Raw genomic sequence first — 18,088 nt, 5'->3', positions numbered from 1 at the left:
GCCTTGTGCTTGCCTGCCGGAGCCTGCTCATCTACAGCTTCACCCGTGGATCTGCCACATGATACAAAATATCCGACAGCAACGTACCGATCACCGTCAGTACGGCAATAAACATCGTAAAGCCCATCAATAGCGGATAATCGCGCACCGTAAAGGACTGCATATACAGCTGCCCAATTCCGGGCCAATTGAAAATCCGTTCAATAATCAGTGAACCCCCGAACAGCGCGGGTAGCTCAAAGCCAACCAGCGTAATCGCAGGCAATAGCGCATTGCGCAGCGCGTGCTTGAACAGCACCCGTCGCTCGCTTAGCCCCTTAGCACGCGCAGTTCGGATATAATCCTGCTTGATCACATCAATCATATTGCTGCGGAAATATCGGGTCAGCGACCCTACACCTAGCAGCGTCATCACGATCACGGGCAGTGTCATATGATTCAGCACTTCCACAAAGTACGCCATACCAGTCGCATTGCTACCCGTCGTGACCATTCCACCGGGCGGCAGCCATTTCCAGTCTACCGCCAGAATCTTGATCAGAAACAAACCGATAAAAAACGACGGAATCGACATCGCCGCAAAAATCCCGACCATCACAATCGTATCAAACCACGAATACTGACGGTATGCGGCAACGACCCCAACGATCACCGCAATCACCCACGTCAAAAAGGTTGATACCGCCGCTAACAAAAACGAATTCCAAATATACTGATTGAACAGCGTCAGCACGGGCATTTGCTTATCCAATGAATAGCCAAAATTCCCGTGAAACGCCTGATTCATCCATGCCGCATATCGTTCTAGCAGCGGCTTGTTCAACCCATACAGCTCGCGCAGCTCAGCCTTGCGTTCTGGGCTCAGCTTAATATTGCCGCTAATAAAGTCGCCCGGTGTCATCGCATACAGTGCGAAGATCAGCAGCGACGCTGCCAGTAAGATGAACACCGTATACGATAAACGGCGAATCAGATATGCGCCCATATGCAACCCTCCTGCCCTGATGAATGACGCAGACAGTTTCTATCTACTTGTGCTGAGAACATCATCATTTTTGCAGATTCCAGTCCGGTACGCTGGAAGCGATACCGTTGAATGGACTGACATTCAAGTCCTGAATACGCCCATTGTACGCATAGACTGTCTTTTTATAATTGGTGAAAATAACCGGCAGATCATCGTTCAGCAGCTTGAAGATTTTGGCATAGATTTGTTTGCGCTGCTCAATATCCGATGTTGCCAGCGCTTCATTGTACAGCTTCACAAACTCTGGATTGTTGTAGCCCTTAACCTCGCCATCGAGGAACTGTGTCAGCCCGTCAGACGGATCGGTCAGCATCGCTGTGGAGAAGGATGCCAGATCGTAATCGCCACCTTCTACCTTGGACACGAGCGAGTTAAAGTCGGCGAATACCTCTGGTTGGAAGTCTATGCCAATCGCTTTAAAGTTCTCGGTCGCAACAGCGATAAACACATCGGTTTGTGGGCTTTTTGTACCGAGATAGTGAATGGTGAGCTTCTGTCCGTTCTTCGTACGGATACCGTCAGAGCCAGCTGTCCAGCCTGCTTCGTCCAGCAATTGATTCGCTTTGTCTGGGTTATACGCATACGGGTTGATGCCGTCCTGCGTGTATGCCCATGAGATCGGTGCCGCTGGGATATTGGCAAGCTCGCCTGCTCCTTGGTTGGCATCGACATAGATACTTTGACGATCCAGACCGTAGGTGATTGCCTGACGTACCTTTTTATCCTTCAGCGCATCATGCTCCAGATTCGGTTGCAGATAGCTGTAGGTGCTGCCGGTGTACGGCAGAATATTGACGAAGCCGAGACTTTTCAGCTTGTCGATATTTTCCTGCGTGGCACTGAAAGCGGCAAAGTCGATCTCACCAGTCTCCACGTATTGCCATGTATCGCCTTCGGATGTTTTGTAGATAAAGTTTTTCGTTTTTGGAGCGCCTTTAAAATAATGCTCGTTCGCCGTAAAGCGCACTTCCTGTCCGGGCAGGAACTTCTCCAATACGTAAGGACCGTTGCCGAGCGGCTTCAGGTGCAGGTCTTTGATGTAATCCAGATGCCCGAAGCTGTAATCCTTGCCATAGTAGGCTTTGGAGAGTACATCGCTGCCCAGTGTCAGCAGAGCGGTTGCGTTCGGCTTGGCAATCGTCACCGAGATCGTTTGCGGATCGGTGACTTTGATACCGGAAATGCTGCCCGCCTTACCGTCGTGATACTCCTGACTGCCTTCGATACCGAGCGCCGGAATCAGCGAATCGCCGTCGTACGCCTTGTCATGCAGAATCGTCCATGTAAAAGCCACATCGTCGGCGGTCAGCGGCGAGCCATCGCTGAAGGTTAGGTCTTTTTGCAAATGAAACGTGTATGTACGCTGATCGTCCGAAATATCCCAGCTAGTCGCCAGATTCGGAGCAGGTAGTCCTTTATCATCCGTTGTTACAAGGGAAGCGAATAGCAGTGACGATACATTGCCGTCATACCCGCTTTGGTGAAAATATGGCGTAAACGCACCACTTGGATCGGTGAGCGCCATAATGATCGTATCCGTACGCTTCTGGGCTGCGGCTGGCAGCTTGGACAGATCGGGTGCTTTATACAATTCCGTCAGCGCTGCGCTTGCACTCTGACCGGTTGCGGAAGACTCACTGCCGCTGGAAGCTGTCGAACCGGATGCTCCTTCATTCGAGCACGCCGTGAACAGCAGCGAAGATAACAGCACACCGGACAGCAAAGTCATACTCTTTTTCATACATCATACCCCTAAATTTAATTATTCCGACCGATTAACTCAGAAAAGCCGGTAAGCCCTATTATAAAAACCTCATCCGGTTCTGTAAATAGAGAACTTGAAACCATTTAAGAAAAAAGTAAATTTATGTATGAGTGTGCATGTAAAAAAGACTGCCTCCGAGGGAAGCAGTCTTTATGCCTGTTAGGGTCATACTGATGATGGTACAAGCAGAGTCATTTGACCTGCTCAATGCTCGATAAATTGCAGCAGCCCTGCTCGTAGTTCATCGAGCGCCTGCTGACGCAGACTGTACGATACCAGTGTTTCGCCTTTGATATGTGCATGCAGCAATCCGGCGCTGCGCAGCTTGGTTACATGATCATGCGTAATGCCCTTAGATAATCCAAGATGACGCACAATTTCGATAAAGCTACGTGGTCCTTTGTGCAGATAACGCAAAATCTTCAATCGACTCTGCTCGCTCAGACTGCGTAGCATCCGATATTCATACGGTGGTAAATCGCCATCATCGCCAAAATGCACGCGCGACGCGTAATGACAGATCGTAAAGTCCCGATACGCATACAGTACATTCAGCGGCTGAAAATGATAATGCGGCACTAGCACCAGCTGCTTCAACTCCTGCTGCGGTTCCAGCACAATGCCTGCTGTTGTCTGATCGACAAAGCTTGCCGTTGCGCCGTGCTGCTGCAATTGCTGCCGACGCTGCACCGCTTCGTCATCCAGTCGCTGCAAGATGCGCGGATCAAGCGTATCAAAATAAAACGTACTCCACTGATCAAATACCGTTAGTAGACGACTGCGCAATCGAGCGACACTGGCAGAGGGCTGCTGCCCCTGCTCCACCAGCAATTGTTCAAGCTGCTGCACAGTCATAGCCTCCAACCAACGCACAAAGCCTTGCGGCGTATCGGCGGGGCAGCAGCAGACTAGCAGCACAACCAGCCGCCATTCGGTATCAATGCTCATCTGCCCTAGCCGCTCGCGCAGCGTTTCTGGAATACGGTCCTCCACCTGTTTGACCCAATCAGGGTCCATATCCAGCTTTTTGTACGAGGGACGGCAGATGTACGCATGCAGACTGTTCAGACACTCATACAGCGGCGTAAAGCGAACCTCGACACCATAAGGCAGAATGGCGTCCATTATTTTTTGAGCGCGATGACTTCAATTTCTACCAGTGCATCCTTCGGCAGACGAGCCACCTGTACCGCACTGCGCGCCGGATATGGCTCTTGGAAAAATTGTCCGTAAATCTCATTCATCGCTGCAAAATCATTCATATCATGCAGGAAAACTGTCGTTTTTACGACTTGATCCAAGCTGCTGCCCGCAGCTTCCAGCACAGCGGTTACATTTTGCAGCGCTACGCGTGCCTGCTCCTGCACACCCTCTGCCAATTCGCCACTTGCCGGGTCCAGACCCAGTTGACCGGAGGCGAAAATAAATAATCCTGCGTCAATCGCTTGCGAATATGGGCCCAATGCGCCCGGTGCACGATCCGTTGCAATCGGTTGTTTGCTCATGAATAAATGACCTCTTTTCGTATATAAAATGAGCGGTCTGCGTCATCGTTACCAATGACGGCAAACCGCTGTGCCATGGTTCATGGTCTGTTTTTATAATAAAGGGCGTCCTACACATTGGCAACCATCCACTGTGCGTGCCTGTGCGTTTGGCTTGTTTATGGTTTGCATTGTTTGTCTATCCTGTACGTCCGATATACTGTCTCGTACGTCATACTGTCTCATGCTTCTCGTCTACTATTCTCACTTGCTGCTTACACTTCAATCTCACGGTACTGCTGAATCGGAACGGCAGCTGGTGCCTTGAGCACACGTCGTCCGGCAGTCACTGCCAACAGCAGCAATAGCAGCCCGACCAGCATCTGGAATCCAAATGCTTGTACCCAGAATGGAAATGGCTTGAGCCATTCAAAGATCTGCCCACCCAACAGCGGTCCGATAAACGAAGCAAATCCAGTAATGCCGGAATAGACGGCAATGAACATCGGGCGTGCATTTTTCGGTGTGTCTCCAATAATAAAGTTAAAGGACAGCTGGTTGAAGCCGCCAATGCCAATTCCTAACAGCATATGAATGATCAGCAATCCTACAATGACGGGCAAAAATGCAAGCAATCCCCATGCCATGCATGCTACCGCAATAAATGGCAATGTCCAATACAGCAGCGTTTTGTTGCTAAAACGGGCATTCAGATTCCCCCAAAAGTAGAAGCCCAGCATCATGAACATCGTTTGGACGACCGTCATTATCGTTGTCACCGAATAGCTCACCTTGAGCACTTCCAGCATCACATATGAATACAGTGGAACAACTAGCGTCTGCATCAGCAGCCATGCCGCTAGAAATAGCGATGCTTTAATAAACGGTCCATCATAGAGCGGCTGGCGCAGCATCGGTACGAACTTCGTTTCCGTCGAGCGCTCAAACGGGGCATCCGGGTAAAAAAGGATAATCCCAATATTGATCACCGCACAGGTCCACACGATGATGTACAGCCACAGAAAGCCCATGCCGCCCGGCACCTGATCCAGCAAAATGCCGCCGACAAACAGCGTCAGACTACCCAGTGCATTCAAGATCGTATTCCGTATACCAAAATAACGTCCTCTCAGTCGTCCAGGCACAATATCGCCAATCAGCGATGCCCAGACAACCCCGATCACTGCATTACACAGAAATGCAGCTACATACAGCACGATAAACCAGTTGACCCAGACTGACTTGTCAAACAGAAATGGCACTAGCCCCGTCGCTCCCCACAGCACCCGCTGTAAGATCGTGAACAGCACCAGCACCCATTTGCGTGTATTCAGTCGTTGTAGCAAAAAGGCGATAATAATCTGCGCCACATTCACCAGCGTTGTCAGGGCGATAACGAATCCAATTTGCCCAGAGCTTGCTCCCAAATAGAGCAAAAATCCGGTCAAAAACGGTCCACCCAGCAAGGTCGAGAAAATGGTGGATGGAATCCCTTCGATGGTAGCGATATGCAAATGGCTACGGTACATCGAGTATCTGCGCTTTTGCATATTCAATCGGTTTACTCCAAGTGCGCGTCTTCGTTTCATAAGCTGCCTCCCTTGCGGCAGAAATTAAACTGACTCGAAACTGTTATTTTCCTTGCTATGCGATCAGACATCCACAACGTATGATCCTTGATTCTATGTTTTTACCCGCTGATTTTCGGACCAAACGCTGATGTACGGCGCTATATCCGATTCCCCCATCATCGTGAACGCTTACATTCGCATGGTTACGGGAACTATTCACTTTCACAAAAATATTGTTTTTTTTACAAATTTCATGCAAAAAGGCAGCCTACCTTCAGGCTGCCTTTCGTTGACTATGAGATCCATCCTATATGATCTATACATCGCTATATGAGGGTAAACGAAGCACCATTCCGTGGTAAGCGAGGCATGATGTCTACAAAGTCGTTCGCCATACAACATCGGTGGATAGTCATCTGTTCATCACACATATTTCCACCTATCGCTTCGGCTCGTTGATCGGCAAATATAAGGAAAATGTACTGCCCTGTCCTTCCACACTATGCAGACGCAGATGACCGCCCAACAGATTCGCCAGATCGCGGCTGATCGACAAACCTAGCCCTGTACCGCCATAATGTCGAGTAATGGAGCCGTCCGCCTGCTGAAAGGCTTCAAAAATCATCTCATGCTGGGTGGCAGCAATACCAATCCCTGTATCACTCACCTCGAATACTAGCCAATCCATTTCTTCATCGGCATCCGCTTCGGTACGCTTGCAAATATGCAGGGTCACGCCGCCCTCATGTGTAAATTTAAAAGCATTCGCAAGCAAATTCCGCAAAATCTGCTGGACCCGCTGCGAATCCGAGATGATCACGGCAGGAAGTGGCTGTTCTAGTTCCACATGAAACAGCAATCCCTTGCGCGCCGCTGTCATTTCAAAATGTATTTGCAGCAGTTCAGGAATCTCGCTGACATTCACTTCTTCATATACAATTTCCAGCTTGCCTGCCTCGACCTTGGACAGATCAAGCACATCGTTTACGAGCTCTAGCAGATCCATACCGGAGCGGTAGATCATACTGCTGTACAGCTTCGTTTCTCCCGGTGTACGTTCCTCGTCCTGCTCCGCCATCAGCTGCGCCAAATTGATAATACTATTCAGCGGCGTACGCAACTCATGCGACATATTGGCGAGGAATTCCGACTTGTACTGTGAAGCTAGCATTAACTGACTGGCGCGTTCCTCCAACACATGATGCGCCTGCTGTAATTCACTCGTTTGCTGGGATAGCAGTCGATTGGCATGCTCAACCTGCATAATCCGCTGCTGCTCCAGATGAAATTCGCGCAGCAACATCATAATGACACAGCTCAACACAATCGACACGGGCAGCAAGACAGGCGCAATTTCAGTCAAATACATTCGGGTCGGCAAGATGCCAAAGGTAGCGATATTGAATGTATTCACCAGATTCACCGTCAAAATCGTGATCAATCCTTTGAATGCTAAACTCGCAACACTACTACGCATCCACACATTCAATACTGCACTCACGACACCAAGAATCGTAAGATTCAGCCAGCCGATAAAGGCGGCTTCATCCACGCTATATGTAAACCGAGTCAGCCCAATCCCAAATCCGATTAGCATAATAATACTTGGGCGCGAATACACCATTGATGCCACGATCAATGGAAGAAAACGCATATCAAAGATCAGATTGTCCGGCATCCGAAACCCAAACGCTGAGCTAATCCAGCCTGCAAAAATAAGCAAAATAATCGAAAAGATATATTTCAAGCGTAACGAGACGCGAGACAAACCGTATTTGTACAACAGATTTGCCAGATAAGCGAGCGTTACTAGCATCCCTGTATTCACAAGGAAGTTCTTCACAAGTTCCATATGCTCACTCCTGAAAATCGGATAGGATTCATAACGCCTAATAGTGATGTGCATCATTTTATAAAAATGTAAAATAATTGGTAATGCCGTCTTCATCATACCACAAACAAAGCCAGATTCATCCCTTTTGTACCTAGGAGGCTTCTGGTATGATGGGTACACATCGTGACATCCAAAAGGAGGCTGTTTTTATCCATGACATTTCGTGTATCTGCCGTGCAGTATCATCTTCATACGATCTCTTCTTTCGACGAATTCGCGGAGCAAGTGACGCATTATGTGCGCACCGCTCAAGAATTTGATGTCGATTTCATTTTGTTCCCTGAATTTTTCACGACACAGCTGCTTTCGATTGGCGATGAACAGGGCAAAGCGCTTGGTATTGAGCGTCTGCCGGAATTCACTGAGGCTTATCTAGAGCTGTTCCAACGTCTTGCTCAAGAAACCGGTACTCATATTATCGGCGGCACACACGTAATTGAACAGGAGGGCAAGCTATATAATACCGCCCACCTCTTTTATCCAGATGGCAATGTTGCATCCCAAGCGAAAATCCATATCACGCCAACCGAAGTGACCGAGTGGAACATGTCTGCTGGCGACGGTCTGAGCGTGTTTGAAACGGATAAAGGTACGATTGCTCTGCTCACCTGCTATGATATTGAATTTCCCGAGATCGTCCGCATAGCAAAAGCGCGCGGCGCGGATGTGATCTTCTGTCCATCCTGTACGGATGATCGCCACGGCTTCCACCGGGTTCGTTATACCAGCCATGCCCGTGCGATAGAGAATCAGGTATATGTTGTGACGACTGGCACCATCGGCTCCTTGCCAACCGTTGACTTTATGCGCGGTAACTTTGGTCAGGCAGCCGTCATTACACCGAATGATGTGCCGTTCCCGCCGCGCGGTATTTTGGCAGAAGGCGAGATCAACGACGATATGATCATCGTTGCCGATTTGGATTTGGATTTGCTGTACAAAGTCCGTGAAAAAGGCTCGGTCACCACATGGCGCGACCGTCGTACCGATCTGTATACCGACTGGAGCTGATCCGTATGAATCAGGTTTCTTCTCGTGTACAGCAGTACTACAAATCCTGCTATGTATTTCATGATAAACGCCCGTATCCAGCGATTATTCGCTCCTATACAGCGCAGGATCATAAACAGATGATTGCGGTGCAGGCGGCTGCCTTTCCCCCGCCGTATCCACCGGAATTGTGGTGGAATGAGGAGCAGTTGAATGAGCATGTCAGTCGTTTTCCACAAGGAGCATTATGTGTAGAAATGAATGGTGTTATCGTTGGCTCTATGACGGGACTGCTGATTACATTTGATGCTGAGCATCCGCAGCATACATGGGAGCAGATCACCGATCATGGGTATATCCGCAACCATGATTCAGAGGGCGATACGCTATATGTTGCTGATCTTTGCGTGCACCCCGATTATCGGCAATGGGGTCTGGGCAAACTGCTGATGCAGTCCATGTACGAAGTGACGACCGCACTCGGCTTGCAACGGCTGCTTGGTGCCGGACGGATGCCGGGTTATCACAAATGGGCTGCGCACTACACGCCGCAGCAATATGTGGAGCGTGTAACGACCGGTGAGCTGTACGATCCGGTGATTTCCTTTTTAATGAGATGCGGACGGACACCCTTGACGGTTATTCCTGATTATCTGGATGACGAAGAATCACTGAATTATGCGGTATTAATGGAATGGAACAATCCGCTACCGCTGGTGAAGGGCTGAACCTCAACGTGTTTTGCTGACATACAATCACTTTTTATTTCTTATCGTGCTGAAAGACGGCAAATAATAGACTGTAAGATATGTGGCTGAAGCAAACATTATATTTCATTGCCCTGCGTTTGAAGGTTGCACATGCTAGTCATATAAGGAGGATAAATAGGATGGAATATACACGTATTACGCATATTGATGATCCGTTGTTCGCGGATATGCACGCAATGATGGGACGCATTTTCCCAGCGGAGGAAGTATTGGAGTTTGCATTGTGGCGCGAGCCGTTGGAAGACCCGGGGATTCGTGTATTTGTGGCTGTGCATGAAGGGAACGTCGTTGGGGCAACCGAATATCGGTATTACGAGGATGACAATGTGGCGATGACCGACTTTACGATTATCAGTGAACCGGGACTCGGTGTTGGACCTTTTCTGGCACAGCATCGCCAAGCCGATCTGAAAAAGCTAGCTGCGGATAACGGCAAAGAGCTATTCGGTATGTTCGCTGAAATCTACGATCCGTACCGTGCACAGCGCCATGAATTTGGCGGCATCAAGCCGATGGACCCATTTGTCCGCCGCGAAGTGCTGGCGCATCTCGGCTACCGTCGACTGGACTTTACGTATGTGCATCCATCATGGAACAATGATGGTGAAGCGGTATCCGAGCTGGACCTCTGCTTCCTATCCTACGATCCTTCCGCCCACTCCTTACCGGGCGCATTGATTGAGAAATTCCTGCGTCGTTATTACGCAGTGCTGGCACAGAAGCCAGATGCGTGGGAACACATGGTTAGCGAGGTTGGTGCGCGGGGGCAAGTGGAGCTGCTGCCACTGTAACAGGCAATGACTAGTAGTGCGCATCATGGGAATATTCTCTTAGAAATATCTTCATACTTTGATATGGAAAAAGCCCTCTCCATCGTATTCCAAATGGAGAGGGCTTTTGTATGCTAGGGTCATTCCTGCGCTTTCTTATGATCACGGGAAGATCATTGCAGAGCGAAATGGGTTACGCTTCCTTATAGCTTTTTCGATACCTGTAACGCCTGACGACGCGCGACCGGCAGCAATACCGGAACTAACGATACCAGCCCCAGTACTGCGAGTACTACACCTGTCCAGAGCGGTGCGGTCAAGCCATAGCCGTGATCCATGGTACGCCCGCCGATGGATGAGCCGAGCAGCACACCGAGCGTAATGAACGAGGTGTGCACTGTATTGACCAGCATTCCACTTCCTCCTGCCCGCATGACTCTGGTCGACATCGCTGGATTCAGCGTAATGCCAGTTAAACCGATCATCAGCATGGCAGCCAGCACGATGATTTTCACCTGTGCGAACAAGGCGAAGCCCAGCAATCCGATCAACAGCAGCACCAAGCCGCCCACCAGCACTTTCATCATATACCGATCTGCCAATCGCCCTACGACGATATTGCCGAATACGGTAGCTGCGCCGTACAGCACGAGCAGCCACGGCACGGTACTCGCCTGAAATCCCGACAATCCGGTGAGAATCGGTGAAAAATAACTAAATGCCGCAAAGGTCGCCCCAATAATGAACATACTGGTCATATACGCTGCCCACAGCCCTTTCTTGCGGAAGGATGTCCATTCTGATACCGCCTTGCCCCCAGTCGAAGCCAGTGCTGGAATGAGCAGCAATGATACCAGACCTGATAGCAATACGAATACGTCCACAATCCAGAAACTAGTACGCCAATCCCAAGCCTGCGTCGCTGCGGTAGCTAGCGGTAATCCAGCGATATTGGATAGCATCGCACCGCTGAGCACGACCGAAGCCGCCCGTCCACGCAGCTGTTCATGCACCAGATCAGAGCAAATCGAGATCGCAATACCAAACGCTGCCGACGACGAGATCCCCGTTAATATCCGCGCCACCATCATACTTTCATAATTCCATGATAATGCGCCCAGTGTCTGCCCGGCGAGGAAGATGATCACCAGCAGCATTAACGCGGTTTTTTTCGGTATTTTACTAAGGAAAATCGCCAGCAATGGTCCGCCTACTGCCATCGCTCCCGCATACGCAGAGATGAGATAACCGATCATCGCAATCGATACGCCAAATTGCTGTGACAATTCGCTCATCATTCCCGCCACCATAAATTCCGAGGTTGTCATCGCAAACATAATCAATCCAAGTATGTACACTGTGATAGGCATCTTTTTTTCCTCCTATTTTGTAATAATCGTTACAGAATTGTCCAAAAAACAAACCGGCATATCCAATGCCAGTTTTGAGGCTTGAGCCAGTGAGACGATCCTTGCCGTCAATTCGCATTTATCCGCCAAAGATCGCCGTTAATGTTCCACTTGCGATCCGATGGGCAAGCTCGCGATTTTGCGTGCCTTTGTTCAATACACGCATTCCGTAAAAGCTGCTCAACAGCATCGCCGCCAGTTCTGCTACTTGAGTATCCGTTGACTGCGAATCCGGCAGCTGCAATTCGCCGCTTTCTACCGCTTCCTTCAGCACAGCAACAATCATATCCTCCAATAAATCAACATGTCGCCGAAAAATCCGATCCACATCGTCGTCCATCCCGCCGCGCTCCATCGCTGAATTGATAACGAGACAGCCAGGCTTATGCTCCTCGCCAAAGTCAAACGCCATTGGAAAATCCAGCAACGCCTGCAAACGCTCCTTAGCTGAAATCGGACGCTGCAAAATTTCCTGCTGATCGTTTACCCCTTGCAAATCGTAATACTCCAGCGCTTCAATATACAGATCATGCTTGTTGCCAAAGGCGTTATACAGACTGCCCCTGCCCAATCCAGTCTTCTCGCATAGGTCCTGTGCCGAGCAGGCAGCATATCCTTTTTGCATAAATGCTTCGACTGCAGCTTCCACTACACGCTGATCTTTAAATTCCCGTGGTCTACCTGGTGCAGGCAAGATGCTCCCTCCTTTGATCTGATCCAACGTACTTCCATCTGGAAGGTCAGCTTGATTTCAGAATTGAGATCAGTATACCTATTTTGTAACGATCAGTCAAATACTAAATATAAAAGTAGACGGCTGTAGCTCCCCCGAGAGGATTCTACAGCCGTCCTTTATGTTATGTGCCTTCTATGTCGTTGTCAGATGCAATGTAATACTATCGTACTTCCAACGAAGATGCAAGTGTTTTTATAAAATAGTTACCTTTTGGTAAATATTACAAGCCACTCCTCATTCATGTCTTATGCCATCATATTGGACGCGTTATGGTAACATAAACATAGAACGATATTAAAAAAGCACTACCGTTCCGCAGATGGGACGATACGGTTGTACGTAAGGAGAATGGCAAGTGAACCTAAAGGTGTACCGCAATTTGATTATTTTACTGCTCTGCTTAGTATCAGGCATCGTCGATGTGATCGGCTATCTGAATCTGGGCAGAGTATTCACCGCTAATATGACTGGCAATATTATCGTAATGGGAATGGCGATTGGCAATCTGCATACGGTATCCTTTTTGCGCTCTGGGGTAGCCTTTGCTGGATTTATTATCGGTAATGCTGTCGCCAGACTCATGTTAGGCAGCAGCAAGCCTACCGGATTATGGTCGCCGCGATTGACTGTGCTGGTAATTATCCAGCTCGTCTTTTTCCTACTCTTCTCGGTGATGGCGCAGTCGCTGCTCATTCCAGCAGTAGAATATGGTCTGATCGCGCTGCTCAGCTTTACGATGGGCACGCAGACAACGATGGCGCGTCGACTTGGAGTGGCGGGTATCTCCACCACCGTATTGACGAACAATATGGCAAGTGTCGTGGAGGATGTAACTGCCCGTTTGCGTCAACTGGCGCGACGTGACGGATCAGCGGCGCGTGACGGCTGGCCGCTTGCCGAAACCTTGCTGCGTAGTGCAGCGATTCTAATCTATGGCGGCGGTGCAGTGATTGCTACAATTGTGGAACAACGCTACGCGCTGCTTAGTATTTGGATCGTAATTATCATTATGCTGATTGTACTATCCATCGCGATATTCGCCTTTCGCAAGCCAGCACAAAATTAAATATATCGGCAAAACACAACTCCAGCATTCATTCAGGAAGCAAGCACGCCTTTTGAGGGTAATAACTACTGCTATTGAAGTGCTTACTCTACATGCCGTACTTTGCATACGGCTGACTCCATAAATATAAGACCGGGTGGTAATGCCATAACATGAAAAATATCTGGACTATTTACAAAACCGACTGGAAAAACCTGTTCAGTGTGTCGACCGGCATTTTGCTGGTCATTGCGATCATGCTGCTGCCGTCTGTCTATGCTTGGTTTAATATCAAGGCAATGTGGGACCCGTACAGCAATACGTCCGGCATCATCATCGCAGTGACCAATCAGGATAAAGGCACCAAGATTCAAAACAAGCAGGTCAATGTTGGTGATCAAGTCGTTGCCAATCTGAAAAAGAACAACAAGCTCGGTTGGACGTTTGTGGACGAGAAACAAGCACAAAAAGGGCTAGATAACGGCAATTATTATGCCACTATCCTGATTCCGTCCGACTTTTCCGAGAAGATTGGCAGCATTCTGACCGATGATCCGGTCAAGCCGCAGATCGTCTACACCGTCAATGAAAAGATCAGCGCCATCGCACCCAAAATCACTGATAAAGGCGCGACCACATTAACGCAGGAGATTAGCGAGGAATTTATCGAGACCGCCAGCGAAGCCGTGCTGACCAAGATGCAGGAAGCCGGTATCAAGCTGGAGGAAGAACTGCCAACCATTCGCAATATTGAGAACAAAATTCTAACGCTGGAAGCGCGTCTACCGGAAATTAACCAGTTTGCCGATCAAGCACTAGAGTTGGAAAAGAAACTGCCGCAGATCGACGCCCAAGCACAAAAGATCGTCGAGCTACAAAAGCGTATCCCAGAGATCGAACAAGCTGGGCAGATGATTCTCAAGGTAGAGGACAATCTACCGAAGATCAAGGAAGCAGGCAATGCTATTCTAGAATTGCAAAAACGCCTGCCTGACATTCGCAAAGCTGCGAATAAAGTTAACGAGCTGGATCAGAACTTCTACAAGGTGGAGGATGCGCTGGATCAGGCGATTACAGACGCCGACAAGCTGGCAAGCATTATCTCTACCGCTCAGCAAACATTGCCGAAGGTGCAGGAGATTACGAGCATCGGCTCTGATTTTGCCGATAAGGTCAATACGTTTCTGGATGACAACGATGGTGCATTCGATGCCATCGCACCTGTCATTCGTCAGAATCTAGTGCTGCTGCAACAGACTGCCGATGCGACGACGCAATTGGTTGACGCTATCGACAATGCCGATATTGATCCGCAGACGGCGATTGATTCCCTGTCCTTTTTGGAAACGCGGCTAACACGTGGGGCGGCAATTGTAGAGCGGATTACCGATCTGCTTACCCGTTTGAACAATGTACTGCCGAATCAACCGCTGACTGACAATATCAATCGATTGAACAATATTCATGATCTGATGGAACGTCAGATTGGCTTGGTGCAGAGCATCAGTCAGGCGATTCAGAATGGTCAGCAGCCTGCCAAGGATATTTTGAACAACCTGCGCGAGCTATCTACCAATGTGAGTGATGCGCTGGGCGATCTGCTGTCCGTGTACGATTCCAAGATTGTGCCTGACATTAATGAAGGTCTGGACAAGCTCAAGACCGTTGCCAAGGATGCTTCTGATGTACTGAATACCGCCAACAATACGCTGCCAGATATTGCTGCTGTACTGAGCGATGCCCAAAGTGGCGTGCAATTCGGACAACAGGAGCTGGCGCGGATCAAAAACGATTTGCCAACGATTCGCCAGAAGCTGCATGATGCCAATGAATTGATTCAGAGCCGGATGGATCAGTTTACCGAGCTAGTGAATACGGCAGCAGCGTTTGTAAATAATGATCTGCCGAAGATTGAGAATAAGATTCACGAGGCAGCGGATTTTGTTCGTGACGATTTGCCGAAGGCGGAGCAGGAGCTGACCAAGATTAGCGATCTGATCCAGAACAAGCTACCGGAAGCCGAGGATGCAGTGCATAAGGTGGGTGACTTTGTTCGGAACGATCTGCCTGGTTTGGAAAAATCAGTCCGCAACGCCGCTGACAAGGTGCGCGTGCTCAAAAATAGCGATAGCGAGCTGTCCCAGATTATTAAATGGCTCAAGGGTGATATTCAGCAGGAGAGCGATTTCCTATCCAGCCCCGTAGAGCTGAAGCAAGTACGCACATATCCGATTCCAAACTACGGCTCATCCATGTCGCCGTTTTATACGACACTGTCGATCTGGGTAGGCGGTATGCTGCTCATCTCCATGTTCAAAGCAGAGGTGGATGATCCAGAGCGACGCTTCCGTCCGTATCAAGTGTATTTTGGACGACTGGCTACCTTTATGACGATTGGGCTAGTACAGGCGTTTATTATTGCGATGGGTGATATTTTCATCCTTGGCGCCTATGTCGCGTCGCCTATCTGGTTTGTCACAATGAGCATGCTGATTAGTATGGTATTCGTAACGCTGGTATACACGCTAGTGTCCGTATTTGGCAATATCGGAAAAGGGCTAGCGATCATTCTACTGGTGCTGCAATTTTCCAGCTCCGGCGGTACATTCCCTGTCAGCATGACGGGAACCTTTTTCCAAGCAATTCATCCGTGGTTTCCTTTTACGTATGCGGTGGAGCTGCTGCGCGAAACGGTGGGCGGTATGCTAATGACGACTGTGTACAAGGATATTATGTATCTGATCGGCTTTGTACTGTTATTTATCCTATTCGCGTTGCTATTCAAAAAGCCACTTGGACCACTTACCGAGAAAATGGCGCAAAAAGCTAAAAAGACCAAAATGATCCCGTAATCCATACGATGGATACGGAGGATCGTATTCAAACGCTTCACCTGGGAGATCCCTACAGGTCCAATACATGCAAAACAGCCTGCACAACGAGGGCTTACTCTTTCCCCATTGTGCAGGCTGCGGGCCTGTGATTGTGAATCATCAGGCCTTTTTGTTGTCTCATGTTTGGCGTGTAGCTACTACATGCTGTTGGTTACACCGATTCCTTATGCTGTACAGGCAGTGTCACTTCTTCTTGCTTTTGATTGCGGCGGTATTCGTCGATGAACAGTGTGGCAAGCTGCGGGTCCCATTGGGTACCGCGACCTTCTTCCAAAATGGCAATCGCTTTTTCCTTAGGCATTCCTTTGCGGTATGGACGGTCAGACGTCATCGCGTCAAACGCATCCGCTACCGCGATAATGCGGCCGAACAGCGGTATGCTGGCACCCTTCAATCCATCTGGATAGCCTTTGCCGTCAAAGCGCTCATGATGGGAACGCACGCCAGGCAAGTAAGGGCGCATCGCATCTGCTGGCTCCACACGTTGTAGAATACTTTCGCCCATTTCAGGATGCTTTTTGATCTGGTCAAATTCTTCATCGGTCAATCGTCCATCCTTGAGCAGGACAGAATCCTTTACACCGATTTTGCCAATGTCGTGTAGTAATGCCGTTTTGCGTAGCTGATCAATATCGTATTCGCACAGTCCAGCGCTCACCGCGATGCTGACCGCATATTCGGCAACACGCTCCGAGTGACCGGCAGTATATGGATCGCGTGCATCCAGCGCCGCCGCCAGCGTAGCAAAATAACTGTCTAGTAGCTGCTGATTCCGCTGATCGCGTGTGCTCAATCCTTTGACCATGTTGTTAAAGCCGAGAATCAAGCGGGAGAAATCATCCGAGTAATAATCCTGTGCATACACATTAAAATCTCCCGCCTCTACGCGGGACATCGCATTGTACAAATTGTTGATCGGATGCTCTACATCGCGTGCTAATAGCAACGCACCGCACAGACTGAATACGATACTGACGAAGATAACCATACCTGCCCACTGCCAATACGACGTTGCATTAATGCCGGTCATTTCCTGCAAGCGAATTTGCGCAGCAAGGCTAAACAAAGTCACAGGAAATACACCCATCAGAAAAATACTGAGTTGATACTTTTGGCGGACCGTCAGATAAACCTTTTCCAAACCGAGTGTATCGCGATCATATAATGTTCGTAATCGCGCCTTAATCGCCAGCAATAAAGGTCGTATCGTCGTTGATGTCAGAAAAAATTCGATAAAGGCGTGCATACTAGCAACCATCAATGCACCCGCGGTACCGATTCCAATGTAATACCATGGCAATGTGACCCAGCCGGTATAAATGCCGATACTTACCATAATGACCGCTGGAATCGTCAATCCCATAAAATGAGGAATCATAATACGGGATACTGCTAACTTGGGGAATCGATGCAACTGCATGTACGCTTGCTCCAATTGTTCGACCGTTGGCTGTGACGCTTGAAATGCTTGACGGATTGGGCGTATGTGATGTCTGAAGGTTAGCCCTTCCACCGTCACCATAAATACAAATGAAGTTAGCATAATAACGAGCATTCTCAAATTTTGTAACAGCGAACCATTTATCGTTGTAAGCACGAGCATACCGCCGACAACAGCAACGGCGAGCACGGAACCCAGAATGTAATTCAGCACCATTTTCCGTAAAAATTGTTGATATTCGTTCACAGGGGTTCCTCTTTTCCCGTACCGTTCAGGCTGAATCATTCTAGTA

Annotated in this window: 14 protein-coding genes; 5 read left to right on the top strand and 9 right to left on the bottom strand. The window is 49.0% G+C overall.

Annotated features, from left to right (window positions below; genetic code table 11):
• Positions 1-31: 31 nt before the first annotated feature.
• From ABXR35_RS15380 to ABXR35_RS15355, 6 genes are all read right to left on the bottom strand, one after another.
• Positions 32-985, bottom strand: a complete 954-nt coding sequence (locus tag ABXR35_RS15380) for an ABC transporter permease (RefSeq protein WP_367062298.1) — start codon at positions 983-985, stop codon at positions 32-34.
• A gap of 64 nt (positions 986-1,049) precedes the next feature.
• Positions 1,050-2,768 (bottom strand): ABC transporter substrate-binding protein, encoded by a 1,719-nt coding sequence (locus ABXR35_RS15375; RefSeq protein ID WP_367062295.1) that lies wholly within the window; start codon positions 2,766-2,768, stop codon positions 1,050-1,052.
• Positions 2,769-2,996: 228 nt separating this feature from the next.
• A complete protein-coding gene (locus tag ABXR35_RS15370; RefSeq protein ID WP_367062292.1) occupies positions 2,997-3,917 on the bottom strand; it encodes an ArsR/SmtB family transcription factor in 921 nt (306 codons plus the stop codon).
• A complete protein-coding gene (locus ABXR35_RS15365; protein ID WP_367062289.1) occupies positions 3,917-4,297 on the bottom strand; it encodes a RidA family protein in 381 nt (126 codons plus the stop codon). The genes ABXR35_RS15370 and ABXR35_RS15365 overlap by 1 nt, the downstream gene beginning before the upstream one ends.
• 254 nt (positions 4,298-4,551) lie before the next feature.
• A complete protein-coding gene (locus tag ABXR35_RS15360; RefSeq protein WP_367062286.1) occupies positions 4,552-5,865 on the bottom strand; it encodes an MFS transporter in 1,314 nt (437 codons plus the stop codon).
• A 421-nt stretch (positions 5,866-6,286) separates the two neighbouring features.
• Positions 6,287-7,699: a sensor histidine kinase gene (locus ABXR35_RS15355; protein WP_367062283.1), complete on the bottom strand. Its 1,413-nt coding sequence runs from the start codon at positions 7,697-7,699 to the stop codon at positions 6,287-6,289.
• A 195-nt stretch (positions 7,700-7,894) separates the two neighbouring features.
• Between ABXR35_RS15355 and ABXR35_RS15350 the strand changes: the two genes are divergently transcribed.
• From ABXR35_RS15350 to ABXR35_RS15340, 3 genes are all read left to right on the top strand, one after another.
• Positions 7,895-8,752, top strand: coding sequence for a carbon-nitrogen hydrolase family protein (locus ABXR35_RS15350; RefSeq protein ID WP_367062280.1), 858 nt, complete (start codon positions 7,895-7,897; stop codon positions 8,750-8,752).
• 5 nt (positions 8,753-8,757) lie between these two features.
• Entirely contained in the window at positions 8,758-9,459 is a 702-nt protein-coding gene (locus tag ABXR35_RS15345) for a GNAT family N-acetyltransferase (protein ID WP_367062277.1), read from the top strand.
• 161 nt (positions 9,460-9,620) lie between these two features.
• Entirely contained in the window at positions 9,621-10,292 is a 672-nt protein-coding gene (locus ABXR35_RS15340) for a GNAT family N-acetyltransferase (protein ID WP_367062274.1), read from the top strand.
• A 182-nt stretch (positions 10,293-10,474) separates the two neighbouring features.
• Here ABXR35_RS15340 and ABXR35_RS15335 read toward each other — a convergent pair whose 3' ends face one another.
• Together ABXR35_RS15335 and ABXR35_RS15330 are read right to left on the bottom strand one after the other, a co-directional pair.
• Positions 10,475-11,641 (bottom strand): MFS transporter, encoded by a 1,167-nt coding sequence (locus tag ABXR35_RS15335; protein WP_367062271.1) that lies wholly within the window; start codon positions 11,639-11,641, stop codon positions 10,475-10,477.
• A gap of 118 nt (positions 11,642-11,759) precedes the next feature.
• The gene (locus tag ABXR35_RS15330) at positions 11,760-12,374 is read right to left on the bottom strand and encodes a TetR/AcrR family transcriptional regulator (protein ID WP_367062268.1); all 615 of its coding nucleotides are present in this window, start codon (positions 12,372-12,374) and stop codon (positions 11,760-11,762) included.
• Between the two features lie 397 nt (positions 12,375-12,771).
• Between ABXR35_RS15330 and ABXR35_RS15325 the strand changes: the two genes are divergently transcribed.
• Positions 12,772-13,482, top strand: coding sequence for a YoaK family protein (locus ABXR35_RS15325; RefSeq protein ID WP_367062265.1), 711 nt, complete (start codon positions 12,772-12,774; stop codon positions 13,480-13,482).
• A gap of 152 nt (positions 13,483-13,634) precedes the next feature.
• Positions 13,635-16,313, top strand: a complete 2,679-nt coding sequence (locus ABXR35_RS15320; protein ID WP_367062262.1) for a YhgE/Pip domain-containing protein — start codon at positions 13,635-13,637, stop codon at positions 16,311-16,313.
• Positions 16,314-16,506: 193 nt separating this feature from the next.
• On the opposite strand, the gene ABXR35_RS15315 is transcribed toward ABXR35_RS15320, so the two are convergent.
• Positions 16,507-18,042 (bottom strand): HD domain-containing phosphohydrolase, encoded by a 1,536-nt coding sequence (locus tag ABXR35_RS15315; protein ID WP_367062260.1) that lies wholly within the window; start codon positions 18,040-18,042, stop codon positions 16,507-16,509.
• Positions 18,043-18,088: the final 46 nt, after the last annotated feature.

The organism is Paenibacillus sp. JQZ6Y-1, assembly GCF_040719145.1.
GTDB classification, from domain to species: Bacteria; Bacillota; Bacilli; order Paenibacillales; family Paenibacillaceae; genus Saccharibacillus; species Saccharibacillus kandeliae.
Note: the sequence above shows the minus strand (reverse complement) of the source record. Positions and strands in the feature narration are given on the sequence as shown.